General features: G+C 56.9%; 12 protein-coding genes and 1 tRNA gene. 9 read left to right on the plus strand and 4 right to left on the minus strand.

All coding sequences use genetic code 11. The annotated features are described in order from the left end of the window. Positions 1-51 precede the first annotated feature (51 nt). The 3 genes from murI to D9M09_RS03640 form a co-directional block, all read right to left on the minus strand. Positions 52-933 (minus strand): glutamate racemase, encoded by an 882-nt coding sequence (gene murI, locus D9M09_RS03630; RefSeq protein WP_240453543.1) that lies wholly within the window; start codon positions 931-933, stop codon positions 52-54. Between the two features lie 72 nt (positions 934-1005). Continuing rightward, positions 1006-2547 carry a fumarate hydratase gene (locus tag D9M09_RS03635; protein ID WP_086144995.1) on the minus strand — a complete coding sequence of 514 codons (1542 nt, stop codon included), beginning with the start codon at positions 2545-2547 and terminating at the stop codon, positions 1006-1008. Positions 2548-2618: 71 nt separating this feature from the next. Then, positions 2619-3233, minus strand: a complete 615-nt coding sequence (locus D9M09_RS03640; RefSeq protein ID WP_070291168.1) for a YqhA family protein — start codon at positions 3231-3233, stop codon at positions 2619-2621. A gap of 294 nt (positions 3234-3527) precedes the next feature. Here D9M09_RS03640 and acs point away from each other — a divergent pair, with 294 nt between their 5' ends. The 9 genes from acs to D9M09_RS03680 all read left to right on the plus strand — a co-directional run bounded on the left by acs (position 3528) and on the right by D9M09_RS03680 (position 12419). After that, the gene (gene acs, locus D9M09_RS03645) at positions 3528-5534 is read left to right on the plus strand and encodes an acetate--CoA ligase (protein WP_121668593.1); all 2007 of its coding nucleotides are present in this window, start codon (positions 3528-3530) and stop codon (positions 5532-5534) included. A 213-nt stretch (positions 5535-5747) separates the two neighbouring features. Next, positions 5748-5838 (plus strand) — tRNA-Ser (locus D9M09_RS03650). A gap of 231 nt (positions 5839-6069) precedes the next feature. Beyond that, positions 6070-7380 carry a tyrosine-type recombinase/integrase gene (locus tag D9M09_RS03655; RefSeq protein ID WP_121668594.1) on the plus strand — a complete coding sequence of 437 codons (1311 nt, stop codon included), beginning with the start codon at positions 6070-6072 and terminating at the stop codon, positions 7378-7380. Continuing rightward, positions 7373-7552, plus strand: coding sequence for a hypothetical protein (locus D9M09_RS28750; protein WP_162995555.1), 180 nt, complete (start codon positions 7373-7375; stop codon positions 7550-7552). Before D9M09_RS03655 ends, D9M09_RS28750 begins: the two co-directional genes overlap by 8 nt. Positions 7553-8492: 940 nt before the next feature. Next, a complete protein-coding gene (locus D9M09_RS03660) occupies positions 8493-9359 on the plus strand; it encodes a phage integrase N-terminal domain-containing protein (protein ID WP_121668595.1) in 867 nt (288 codons plus the stop codon). A 136-nt stretch (positions 9360-9495) separates the two neighbouring features. After that, on the plus strand, positions 9496-9696 hold the full coding sequence (locus D9M09_RS03665; protein ID WP_034760447.1) for a helix-turn-helix transcriptional regulator: 201 nt from the start codon (positions 9496-9498) through the stop codon (positions 9694-9696). A 271-nt stretch (positions 9697-9967) separates the two neighbouring features. Beyond that, on the plus strand, positions 9968-10309 hold the full coding sequence (locus tag D9M09_RS03670) for a hypothetical protein (protein WP_162995556.1): 342 nt from the start codon (positions 9968-9970) through the stop codon (positions 10307-10309). 452 nt (positions 10310-10761) lie between these two features. Next, the gene (locus D9M09_RS03675) at positions 10762-11889 is read left to right on the plus strand and encodes an ImmA/IrrE family metallo-endopeptidase (RefSeq protein ID WP_240453545.1); all 1128 of its coding nucleotides are present in this window, start codon (positions 10762-10764) and stop codon (positions 11887-11889) included. A gap of 14 nt (positions 11890-11903) precedes the next feature. After that, a complete protein-coding gene (locus tag D9M09_RS03680; protein WP_121668597.1) occupies positions 11904-12419 on the plus strand; it encodes a DUF4411 family protein in 516 nt (171 codons plus the stop codon). A 129-nt stretch (positions 12420-12548) separates the two neighbouring features. Here the strand turns inward: D9M09_RS03680 and D9M09_RS03685 are convergent, their stop codons facing one another. Next, positions 12549-12833 (minus strand): helix-turn-helix transcriptional regulator, encoded by a 285-nt coding sequence (locus tag D9M09_RS03685; protein WP_121668598.1) that lies wholly within the window; start codon positions 12831-12833, stop codon positions 12549-12551. Between the last annotated feature and the right edge of the window lie 742 nt (positions 12834-13575).

Raw genomic sequence — 13575 nt, forward strand, 5'->3', positions numbered from 1 at the left:
TGCAGTCTTTTTTAAAGAATCGAAAGATTGCATGAAAACGCCTGTTTTCCCTCATACGGACAGGTGTTCGACAGGCGGGTGCAAGTCCAGCAAGCCGGCGAAGGCTTGCGCCAGGGATTCGACCTTGGCCGTCGTGTAGCCTTGCAGCTGGGGCGCATCGTTGTTGATGCGGCGTAAGCTTGCCGCGTCGAGCAAGCGGGCGAGCTGGCGCGCCACGGCGTCGCCCGTGTCGACCAGGGTGATCGTTTCCTGCGTATGCGCGCGCACCGTGCGTGCGATGGCGTCCTGCACGAAGGGGTAGTGCGTACAGCCGAGCACGAGGGTGTCGACGCCTTGTTCCAGCATGGGCGCGATGTAGCGTTCCAGCATGGCGCTGGTGGCGTCGAGCGGGTCGTTGCCCAGCTCGCACTGCTCGATGCGGTCGGCCAGGCCGATGCAGGGCTGCAAGATGAACGTGGCGCCCGTGGCTGCGCTCACCTGCTCGCGCAGGGCCAGCAGCTTGTCGCCGCGCAAGGCACGTTCCGTTGCCAGCACGGCGATCTTGCCGTTGCGGCTGATGCTGGCCGCCGGCTTCAGGCCCGGCTCGACGCCGACGATGGGCAGGTCGGGATAGCGTGCGCGCAGCGCCTTGATGGCGGCGATGGTGGCCGTGTTGCACGCCACCACCAATGCTTTCGCGCCTTGCTGCAACAAGAAGGCGGTGATCGCCAGCGAACGGTCGATCACTTGCTGTTCCGTCTTGTCGCCATATGGCGCGTAGGCGGAATCGGCAAAGTAAATCAAATCTTCCTGCGGCAGCTGCGCGCGGATATGGCGCAGCACCGACAGGCCGCCCACGCCGGAGTCAAAGATGCCGACAGGCAGCTTGACTGCCGGGGTCAGACCCGTCGGGTCTGACCCCAGATTTGCGCTATTACTTAAGGTAAAAGTCATATAAAGCCGAAGCCGATGAAAATAAAAAAACGCCGCGCTGTGTTGCCGCGCGGCGTCTATGGTAGAGCTTGTTTAAGCAACCGTCACGGGAATCTTGCTGACGCTATTGAGTTGCTCGATCTTCGCCTGCCACTCTTTCGGGCCCGTGTTGTGCACCGACGTGCCCTTCGCATCGACGGCCACCGTCACCGGCATGTCGACGACGTCGAATTCGTAGATCGCTTCCATGCCCATGTCGGCAAAGCCCAGCACCTTGGCGTGCTTGATGGCTTTCGACACCAGATAGGCGGCGCCGCCTACGGCCATCAAATAGGCCGACTGATGCTTCTGGATCGATTCGATGGCGACCGGGCCGCGCTCGGCCTTGCCGATCATGGCGATCAGGCCCGTCTTTTCAAGCATCATGTCGGTGAACTTGTCCATGCGCGTGGCCGTCGTCGGACCAGCCGGGCCGACGGCTTCGTCGCGCACCGGATCGACCGGGCCGACGTAGTAGATCACGCGGTTTTTAAAATCGACCGGCAATTCTTCGCCCTTGGCCAGCATGTCCTGGATGCGCTTGTGCGCGGCGTCGCGGCCCGTCAGCATCTTGCCGTTCAACAGCAAGGTCTGGCCCGGCGTCCACGAAGCGACTTCTTCTTTCGTCAGGGTGTTCAGGTCGACGCGCTTGGATTTTTCCGTGTCCGGCGTCCAGTGCACTTCCGGCCACGATGACAGCGATGGCGGCGTCATGTAGGCAGGGCCGGAGCCGTCCAGCACGAAGTGGCCGTGGCGCGTGGCGGCGCAGTTCGGGATCATGGCGACCGGCTTCGACGCGGCGTGCGTCGGGTGCATCATGATTTTCACGTCGAGCACGGTCGTCAGGCCGCCCAGGCCTTGCGCGCCGATGCCCAGCGAGTTGATCTTGTCGCACAGCTCGATGCGCAGTTCTTCCAGCTTGTTCTGCGGGCCGCGTTGCTTCAGCTCAAACATGTCGATGTCTTCCATCAACACTTCTTTTGCCATCAGCATGGCTTTTTCGGCCGTGCCGCCGATGCCGATGCCCAGCATGCCGGGCGGGCACCAGCCGGCGCCCATGGTCGGCACGGTCTTCATGACCCAGTCCACCAGCGAATCGGACGGGTTCATCATGATCATCTTCGATTTGTTTTCCGAGCCGCCGCCCTTGGCAGCGACTTTCACGTCGACGGTATTGCCTTCGACCAATTCCATGTGCACGACGGCTGGCGTGTTGTCCTTGGTGTTCTTGCGGTCGAAATGCGGGTCGGCGACGATGGAGGCGCGCAGCTTGTTGTCGTCGAAGTTGTACGCGCGGCGCACGCCTTCGTTGACGGCGTCGGTGACGGTGCCGCTGAAACCTTCGAAGCGCACGCCCATGCCGATTTTCAGGAAGACGTTGACGATACCCGTGTCCTGGCAGATAGGACGCTTGCCTTCCGCGCACATGCGCGAGTTGGTCAGGATTTGCGCGATCGCATCTTTTGCCGCCGGGCTTTGCTCGGCCGCATAGGCGCGCGCCAGGTGCTCGATGTAATCAGCAGGGTGGTAGTAGCTAATGTACTGCAACGCTGCGGCGACGGATTCGATCAGGTCTTCTTGCTTTATGACAGTCATGGTGTTCTCGCGGTGGATAAGAAGGGTAAGACTTTGATGCTGTTTGCTAATCAGTATAGGAGCGCCAGAACTTAGTGGGGCGCCCTGGCTTGGTTCTGCGTCACCGTCATGATGCGGTCCGTGTACGCAATCGCCATCGCCGACAGGATGAAGACCATATGGATCACCGTTTGCGCGATGATCACTTCGATCTTGTACGAGTTGGCATTGATAAACGTCTTCAGCAGGTGGATGGACGAGATGCCGATGATGGCCATCGCCAGCTTCGTCTTCAGCACGGACGCATTCACATGCGACAGCCATTCCGGCTGGTCCGGATGGTCGTCGAGGTGCATGCGCGACACGAACGTTTCGTAGCCGCCGATGATGACCATGATCAACAGATTCGAGATCATGACCACGTCGATCAGGCCCAAGACCACCAGCATGATGGTCGCTTCATTGAGCTTGGTCGGCAGGGCGCCGCCCGGTACGGCCACGGCCGTCAAGACGTGCTGCAGGGCCGCATCATTGCCGAATACGGCGCCGATCAGGTCCGACAGTTCCACCCAGAAATGAAATACGTACACGCATTGGGCAAGGATCAAACCCAGGTACAGCGGCAGCTGCAGCCAGCGCGACATGAAGATGAAGGCGGACAGGGGATGCAGTTTGCTATGTTTGGGCTTTTGTAAGTGGTCGATCATCTGGAGTTTCCTGGGGGTAAATACCAATTTTTGGTATGCCCGACATTTTACACTTGCTGCTGATCACTGCGCATGCCCTCGATTTGGATTCTTGGGCTTGATGAAACACAAAGCGACGCCAACTAATTGACTTGTTATCAGTTTTTCCATCCAGAATGCTGGGCGGCGCGCGCTTGACGCCCGTCGCCGGTGGCGATTATGGTTAGAATGGATCGGGGAAAACGCCGACTGTAAGGCGTCCGTAAGACAGCAGGAATATTGTGTTAATAAACAATTACTACACTGGAGACTAGCATGGCCGCTATAGAGAACCAAGGGCAGGGCACCGAGCAGCAGGGACCGGAAGAGTCGCGCGTATTTGAACCGTCGGCAGCGTTTGCCGCACAGGCAACGATTTCCGGCATGGACGCCTACCGCGCCATGGTGGCCGATGCCGAACGCGATTACGAAGGCTTCTGGGCCAAGCTGGCGCGCGAGAACCTGAGCTGGAAAAAGCCGTTCACCCGCACCCTGAACGAAGACAACGCCCCGTTCTACAAATGGTTCGAAGACGGCCAGCTGAACGTGTCGTACAACTGTCTGGACCGCAACATCGAAAATGGCCTGGGCGACAAGACGGCCATCATCTTTGAAGCGGACGACGGCACCGTTACCAAGGCAACCTATAAAGAACTGCACGAAAAAGTCTGCAAGTTCGCCAACGGCCTGAAATCCAAAGGCATCGCCAAGGGCGACCGCGTCATCATCTATATGTCGATGTCCGTCGAAGGCGTGGCCGCCATGCAAGCCTGCGCGCGCATCGGCGCCACCCATTCCGTCGTGTTCGGCGGCTTCTCGGCCAAGTCCTTGCAGGAACGCATCATCGACGCGGGCGCAGTGGCCGTCATCACGGGCGACGAGCAATTGCGCGGCGGCAAAAAGCTGCCATTGAAATCCATCGTCGACGAAGCGCTGGCGCTGGGCGGCTGCGACTCCGTGAAAAACGTCATCGTGTATCAACGCACGGGCAGCGACTTGCCGATGGTGGCTGGCCGCGACACGTGGCTGCACGACCTGGTCGAAGGTCAGTCGGCACAATGCGAACCGGAATGGGTCGATGCCGAGCATCCACTGTTTATCCTGTACACCTCCGGCTCGACGGGCACGCCGAAGGGCGTGCAGCACTCGAGCGGCGGCTACCTGCTGTGGGCCGCGCTGACGATGAAATGGAGTTTCGACATCAAGCCCAACGACGTGTTCTGGTGCACGGCCGACATCGGCTGGGTGACGGGCCACAGCTACATCGCGTACGGGCCGATGGCCGTGGGCGCCACGCAAGTGGTGTTCGAAGGCATCCCGACCTACCCGAACGCGGGCCGTTTCTGGGAAACCATCAAGAAGCACAACGTCAGCATCTTCTACACGGCGCCAACGGCCATCCGTTCGCTGATCAAGGCGGCCGACGTGGACCCGAAAGTCCATCCAAGCAACTACGACCTGACGAGCCTGCGCCTGCTGGGCACGGTCGGCGAGCCGATCAATCCGGAAGCGTGGATGTGGTACTACAAGCATATCGGCGGCGAGAAATGCCCGATCGTCGATACCTTCTGGCAAACGGAAACGGGTGGCCACATGATCACCCCGCTGCCGGGCGCCACGCCGATGGTGCCCGGTTCCTGCACCCTGCCATTGCCAGGCATCATGGCCGCCATCGTCGACGAAGCAGGCCAGGACGTGCCGAACGGCCAGGGCGGCATTTTGGTCGTAAAACGCCCATGGCCATCGATGATCCGCACGATCTGGAACAACCCCGAGCGTTTCAAGTCCAGCTATTTCCCGGAAGAGCTGGGCGGCAAGATGTACCTGGCAGGCGACGGCGCCATCCGCAACAAGGACACCGGCTACTTCACCATCACCGGCCGCATCGATGACGTCTTGAACGTGTCGGGCCACCGCATGGGCACGATGGAAATCGAATCGGCCCTGGTGGCCAACCCGCTGGTGGCCGAGGCTGCCGTGGTGGGCCGTCCGGACGACACGACAGGCGAATCGATCTGCGCCTTCGTGGTGCTCAAGCAGGCGCGTCCGACAGGCGAGGAAGCCAAGAAGCTGGCCCTGGAGCTGCGCAACTGGGTCGGCAAGGAAATCGGCCCGATTGCGAAACCGAAGGAAATCCGTTTCGGCGACAACCTGCCAAAAACCCGCTCCGGCAAAATCATGCGCCGCCTGCTGCGCGTGCTGGCCAAGGGCGAGACGATTACGCAAGACGTGTCGACGCTGGAAAACCCGGCGATTCTGGAGCAGTTGAAGGAAGCGTCGTAACAAGGTCAGTTCCTTCGGGATCGGCCTGCGCCCCACTGGGACGCAGGCCCCCTCAGGGGCCGACCCTAGCCCTTCCGGGTTTACTTTCGATGCCTGAATGTTTTACCCCACGGTAAATAACTTTGGCAGTCCGTAGAATCTTTGCTATAATCTGCGGCTTCGCGACAAGCGAGAAATAGTACGCAATGCGAGCAAGTAGACGCATTGCCTGCAGGAGAGGTGGATGAGTGGTTGAAGTCGCACGCCTGGAAAGCGTGTATAGGTTCATAGCCTATCGGGGGTTCGAATCCCCCTCTCTCCGCCACGGATAGTAATTAAGTAAGATCAGGACGTCTCAGGAAGTCCCTCAAAAACCGCTTAGAGCCTTGATTCTAAGCGGTTTTTTCGTTTTTCAGCGTCTCGAAATGTGCCAAGACGTTTCAGTACGTCTAACTTTTTTGAGGGAAGGCGCCGGGCCGGATTCCCCCATCCTTGACTACCATTCCCGCATAACTGTCCTATAGTGGTTTCAGACGCATTTGCGAAGGAGGCCACCATGGCAAAGCTCATCGTACCGCTGTCCGAACTTCAGGTCAAAAACGCCAAACCAAAGGATAAACCATACAAGCTATCCGACGGCGGCGGCCTGTTCGTAGAAGTCATGCCGAGCGGGTCCCGCATCTGGCGCTGGAAGTTTCGCCAGGCCAACGGCAAGGAGAACGCGCTGACGTTTGGTCCTTATCCGGAAATTACGTTGCAGGATGCGCGTGAAAAGCGCTTGGCTGCGCGGCGATTGATGCTGCAAGGGATCGACCCGGCCAAGCATCGCGACGACGCCAAGCGGCTGTTGAAAGAGCGTGCCGCCAACACATTTGAAAAGATCGCCCGCGAGTGGCACGCCAACAGGGTGCCGACCTGGAGCGAGCGCACCGCCAAGAACGTCCTGCAACGGCTGGAGGCAGATATCTTCCCGGCCATTGGCCGCAGGCCCATCGATGAACTCAAGCACCTCGACGTAATCGCCGCACTGCGCAAGATCGAGGAGCGCGGCGCAAGCGAAATCGCCCATCGGCAGAAGGCGGTATGTGCGTCAATTTTCAGCTACGCGATTCAATGCGGATTCACAGAGCGCAATCTGGTCACCGATATGAAGGATGTGTTGAAGACCGTGCGCGCCGGACACTTCGCCGCCATTGAAACCGACGAACTGCCGAAGTTTCTGGCCATTCTGGACCGCAACGAAGCACGCATGTTCGCGCCGACCCGCATTGCGCTGCGTCTGATGTTGCTGTGCTTTGTGCGCACCAGCGAGTTGATCGAGACGCCCTGGTGTGAAATTGACCTGGAGCACGGCGAGTGGATCATTCCATGGCAGCGCATGAAGCGCGGCAAGCTGACCGTCAATCCGGATATGACCAACCATCACGTCTGCCTGTCGCGCCAGGCGCTGGAGCTGTTGCATGAACTGCATGCGATCACGGGCCGCAGCAAGTATCTGTTCCCGAATCAGCGCGACCACGAAAAGCCGATCAGCAATAACACGATACTGGTGGCGCTTGGGCGCATGGGATACAAGGGCAAGATGACCGGCCATGGTTTCCGGGCGCTGGCCATGAGCACCATCAAGGAGCGCCTGGGCTACCGGCATGAAGTCGTGGACCGGCAACTGGCACATGCACCGAAGGATAAGGTGGCCAGCGCCTACGACCGGGCGCAGTTCCTGGCGGAACGGCGCCGGATGATGCAGGATTGGGCCGACTACATCGATGCCGTCAGTGGCAAGGGAGCGCCGCCGCTGACGCCCAGGCTAACGCTGGTCAGCGGCGAATCCAGCCGGGATGGCGGAACAGGAGGGCACCATGTCTAAGTATGTACTGCGCCTCACGGATGCGCTTATCAAGCAGATCTCTCCCAAGGACAAATTACATAAACTAGTTATCGGAGAATCTGTCCTGGCTGCAACGCTGCCGGTCAATGCCAGTAGCAGCAGCCCAGTCCGCGCCGGTCCCAATTCTGCGTACTACGAAAAGCGCACTTGACGAAACGAACCACTTGCAAACGTCGATATCAGGCATAGAATGAAGCTCTCTTATGTGGGAATCGCTCCCACGAGGGCATGCTTCGAGCATGTCCCTATGCTTAGCGGCATAGGCGTTGCGGTCGTTACCCGCCACCATGATACCTAGCAGTTTCTGCTAGACAGATCGCCGAGCCATGCAGAAGCATGCACACTCGGCACGATAAAGCGCTGCCTTCAGCGCCTTCATATGCCGCAATCCGCCAGACGGATTGCCTGATTGATTACGCCCTTTGGGCGCTTCCTCAAACAGGAGCAAGACTCCTGCCCTGATTGGTTCGCATACCCCGCGAGGTAGCGCACCCTATGAAGCACAGCATGGCTTTGCCGCAAGCCGCACCGTCAGCAGAAATGCCAGCGATGCGATGCCATCGCGGCTGCCGCCAGCGCATGTGCTTCAGAGTCGCCAGTATCGTCACCGCGAGTGCGATGCTGGCGTATATGCCGTCGCCTGCCATGGCTGCGTGCGCGCGTCGTTACTGGCGGCGTGCTGCCAGTGACGACGCGCCGCCGACGGCATAGGCCCAGGCGGCAAGCGGAATTCCACCGCGTGATGTTGTTCAGTGACGGGGCCAGGCGTCCCTCATCGCAGGCAAGCCCTGCGATGTCCTTTGCCCGCTACGGGCTGATTAGTAGAAGTTGATCCGTGCACGATGTGCACTCCATGGACCCTGGGTGATTGGTCCCCGCTGCGGCGGCTCCCTCCGGGAGCGCGTAGCGGTGCCACACGCGCATGCGGCGCGGGCAGGCAGTAACAGCAACCGCATACACGGGAGTGGTGTCCCGAGGCCTGATTCAACCTTTTCTGCCGAGGCAGTGAGGGTGGCCAGAAACACTTACCTGACAGGATTACACCACGCGGCATCGATGTGAAAACCAATGATCGGAAGGATGACTTTGCCATGCGCGACTTGAACTACCAGCTCAAGCAACTGTGCCACCGCAACCGGGATGGAAGCTTTGCGACGCAGGCCGACCGCGAGCGCCTATTAAACCTGTGCGCCAACGACCTGGCGGAACGAGGCTTCCAACATATGAGCGTGGACAGTCTGAAGCCGAAGCATGTGGCGGCGCTGCTCGACAAGTGGAAGCAGGATGGCATCAGTACCGGAACGATCAAGAATCGCATGAGCGCCCTGCGCTGGTGGGCCGAGAAGATCGGCAAGGAGAACATCATTGCGCGCACCAACGGCGAATACGGCATCGCGGAGCGGGTGCTTGTCACCAATGTTTCGAAGGCGAAGGTGCTCGACGCCGACACGCTGGCCCGCGTTAGCGATCCCTATACGCGCATATCCCTGCAGTTGCAGGCGGCGTTTGGTTTGCGACGCGAGGAAAGTATCAAGATCAAGCCGGGATGGGCCGATGGCGGGAATATCCTGCGGCTGAAGGATAGCTGGACCAAGGGTGGCAAATATCGGGAGGTGCCGATTACCACCATGCAGCAGCGCACCGTGCTGGATGCGGCCAAGGCGCTGGCAGGCAAAGGCAGCTTGATCCCGGCGCAGTTGCGGTATCGGGACCAGTTGAACCGCTTTCGGGCGCAGTGCGACAAGGCTGGCATCCATGGCGTGCATGGGCTGCGCCATGAGTACGCGCAGCGGCGCTATGCGGAGTTGACGGGCCGAGCTAGTCCAGTCAGTGGCGGGGCGATCTCCAGACAGCTGGATGCTTTACAAAAATTGGAGGATAACGCTGCAAGGTTAAAGATTTCGATGGAGATGGGGCATGGTCGTGAACAGGTCACGTCTATCTACCTGGGGAGATGACCGCCCACTTGTATCAGGGCCGCAGCGCATGGAATGGAAGAGATGCAGAAGGGGCAGCCCTGGCGCTGCCGGAATGATCGCGGAGAGTCGGCATGACTTTCCATTGTTTGCTGTTAATCAATCGAAGGAGAATCTTATGACCACGACTAAAAAATTCCTCCGCTTGCCTGCGGTAATCGAAGCCACCGGATGGTCCCGCGCCACAATCTGGCGCAAGGTGAAGGCAGGCGTGTTGCCAGCGCCTATTCCTATCGGACCCAAGTCTATCGCGTGGGACGCGGAAGAGATCGCTCAATGGCAGCAGCGCTGTATTGACGCCAGGCGTGGAGTCGCTTGAGTGGGAGTTAATAGTGGCCCCACCCTGTAAGGCGTCACGGGGTGGGCCTACCGGCCCTCTCCAAATTGTCCAACTGCTGCCGCTGCGCGGCAGCCCCGCGCGCCTGCTGCGCGCGTCCGTGGTTCTAGTTAGGTATTGACTGAGCATGCTTTTACGGCGGCCAGTGCATCAGTCTGTGTCCAAATGGCAGACCTGACCCTGGCGGTTCTGGTGATTTCGGAGCCGCCGCTCAGTTGCTCGTAAGATGCTAGATGAGGGCCAGGACCCGCGCATGGAATTCAATGTAGCTCACATGCGCCCGCCAAAGCCGCTTCGACGAAGCCGCCCGCTCCCTCCAGTCATGAATGTTAGAAAAGTGGAGCGTTGCGCAAGCCATGTCGGCATGCAGGCGCTGGCCTTCCCAGCGCTGAGCCGCGTTCCCACCGATGAAAGAGTGCGAATCGACATGCTGGCCATGCTGGAGAAAGTCCAGAAAGAGCGCGCCGCCGAGGTGATTGACGTGCTGTATGACTACTGCGCCGATATCATCTTCGCCTGCCTTGAGTTGGGTATGGATGAAGATGATTTGATCGAGGCCATGAGGGATGCCAGGGTGGCGCAGCGACGGAGATGAGTGGGCCGTTGCCGTGATATTTCTTAAAAAATGCCAGTGCTTTTTGCCGTAATCTGCCTCGTTGGTAGACTATCTTCTAGCTGAAATTCCTTTTGATATATTGTGTTAGGGGAAACGTTGACATTGACAGTGTCTTACGACGATTGAACTGCAGTCGGCAATGGTGCTGGATCCGAGGGGTGTCAGATCGTGATAATTAGTGAGTTTTTTTGATGAGAAATTTGCTATTGTTGACGGACATTATTTCGGCGCTACACATTACAGCTGCACGGGCCGTAGTTGGACCGTTAGTAAGAAGAATTCAAGGCTTGATTGAAGACACTGCATGCTTTCCCGTCGTCTCAGTTTGTCAATGTTCAGTGTATACTGGTGCTACTCTCTAATGACACAACCAACTTCCCATGCTACAGCTTAACCCTGAAATTATGCGATGGGCCAGAGAGACAGCGGGCATGAGTCTAGACAAGGCTGCGGTCGCACTACACCTTGGAGGTAAGCGCAAGAGTGGGGTGGAAGTCTTATCCTCCTACGAGGACGGCAGCATTGAGCCAACCCGTGCTGTTCTATTAAAGATGTCAAGGGCCTACAAACGTCCTTTGTTGACATTCTATCTACCGAAGCCGCCGGTTAAGGCAGAGCGTGGTGAAGACTTCAGAACTCTGCCAGATGATCGCCGCCTTGAAGATGCCGCCTCAGTCGATGCATTAATTCGCGATGTGCATGTACGTCAAAGACTGGTACGCGCTGCGCTTGATGACTCTGAGGAGGCCCATCTGCTTCCGTTCGTAGGATCGCTTCGAATGGAGCAAGGTGTCCCCGCGGTTGCGCAACGCATGCGGGATCTTACCGGATTTAATCTTCAACAGTTCCGAAAAAGACGGTCGGTGAGTGAAGCCTTTAACTATGCGAGAGCCCTTGTTGAACAGACAGGAATTTTCGTAATGTTGATCGGTAACCTTGGAAGTCATCATTCCAATCTTAGTGCTCAAGTGTTTCGGGGGTTTGCACTTTCCGACGAGATCGCGCCGTTCATAATTATCAACGACCAAGATGCCCCATCGGCATGGGCTTTCACGTTATTGCACGAATTCGCCCATGTTTTGTTGGGGCTCACTGGCATTAGTGGAGGCGGATATGAGCAAAAGGTTGAACGATTTTGTAACGACGTTGCGAGCCAAGTTCTACTACCTGGAGATGAGTTAAATGCTTGGCGTCCTGTCTACGGAGAACCTAATAGCTTGGTGGCGGAGATCAATAATTTTGCGTCTAGTAGAAAAATTAGCCGTAGCTTAGTTGCTTATCGTATGTACCTTTCTGGCAGCATAGATGAAGCGACTTGGCAGCTACTCAGTAAGACGTTCCAAGATATGTGGCTAAAAGAAAAGTCCATCCAGAAAGACAAAGCTCGCGCGTCAGAAAGTGGTCCGTCCTACTACGTCGTAAAACGCCATCGTGTAGGAGGTGCCTTGGTTGATATGGTGCGTCGAACACTTGCTGAAGGAACGCTTACGCCAACGAAGGCCGGCAAAGTTTTAGGTGTTAAACCAATAAATGTCGAGCCTTTGCTCGCTAATGCTTGATCTTGAGGTAGTCGATGCTCTATCTGCTAGATGCTAACGTTTTGATCACCGCACAGAATCAATATTACGCTGCGGACATGGTGCCGGAATATTGGGACTGGCTTATACATATGAGTATGAAGGGTGCTGTCAAAATGCCTTTAGAGACATTTGATGAGGTTGCTGAAGGAGCTAAAGGGCGTAAAGACGCTCTAAGTGCTTGGATCAGCCAAGCACATGTAGAGAACGCTCTTGTATTAGATGAGGAGGCTGACCCGTCAATTGTGCAGTCTGTTCTCGCTAAGGCCTATGCTCCAGACCTCAACGATACCGAAGTTGAGCAAATCGGCCAAGATCCCTTTCTAATCGCTTACGCCTACACTGACAGACCCCCAAGATGCGTTGTGTCAAATGAAACAGCTAAACCAAAGTCAACTCGCGCGAACCGCAAGGTACCTAACGCTTGCGATGACGTAGGAGTACAGTGTTGTGACACTTTCAGCATGCTCCGCAGGCTTGGGTTCACAACTGGCTGGCGCAAAGCGGCGTAGGTTTCTTTCGAATCATTGCATTAATGCCGCTCCGCTGCAGCAAAGGCTGGGATCATCACCAATATCCGTTTCCGGGGAAATTGCAGATCATTTGGTGTGACATAAGGGATATTTTCAGTTTCGTGCTGTTCAGGTCCATTGTTTGCTGGCGCGATTAATGTTTGTCGGATTGTCGGTTGTTGAGGATGGAGTGGCCACAGGTCTGCTGGTCTCGATACATGCTTGCATCCAACGTAGCACCTCGCTTCTGAGCCAGGCAGAAGAACGTCCCTGCAACTTGATAGGGGCAGGGAAGGTGCCTTCCTTTATCTTCGCATAAACGCTGCTGCGCGACTTGCCGCATGTTGCCAGTACTTCGCCCATGCGAGGTTCAACGCGGCGCTCTTTCAGGTATTCGTCTGTCGCTGGTTTCATGGCGTCCCCTTTTGTGAACCAAAAAATGCCAGCGGCAACACCGAGGCGAATGGCATATGCCGCAGGCCTTGCTCTGCTTCCGATTCGCCCGTCGTGGAAACGCTCTCGCAATCATTATTCCGAAAACACGTATCCAGTATCGAATGCTTGAATCATTGGTGCAACAAGAATCGGCCTGCCATGCCACTTGGAAATGCGAAGCCATTTGAAATGAAGCGCGTTATTGCGGTGTATTACTCGTACAGCAGACTATGAAAATTTGTTGTTGACATTGACCAAGATCGGTACATACGCATGTCAAATGTTCCCATTTTGACGCTGTCTATTACCGTTGATCTCCCGTGCTAGTTTCGACCTACATTCCTACTAAATTCCTGCTAAATCTGCTCTCGTAGCTGCATAAAAATGGTTTGCTCGAAGTGTTACCCGACGATTTAAGGATTCAGTCGCTGCACAGAGCGGGGCAGGATAGGCGAAGTTAGCTAACCTTCGGTTGGCTAACTTCGCACCTGCTTATTCGCACCTGCGATGCTCAGTGGTCCCCTGGCTTGTGACGCTAGGTATGGTGTCCCATGAGTGTGGTTATGCACGACCGTGCTTATGCTGGTCACCGAGGGAGCAGTTTCAGCTTAGACCCCGATCCCTGCGTTTTTTACGAAGAGGGATAAGACTTTACTGTATGAAAGTCAAATTAAAGAAACTGCAAACCTTTCCTTGACAGCAAGTGTAACAACATTGATAA

This window comes from Janthinobacterium agaricidamnosum, from assembly GCF_003667705.1.
GTDB lineage: Bacteria > Pseudomonadota > Gammaproteobacteria > Burkholderiales > Burkholderiaceae_D > Janthinobacterium.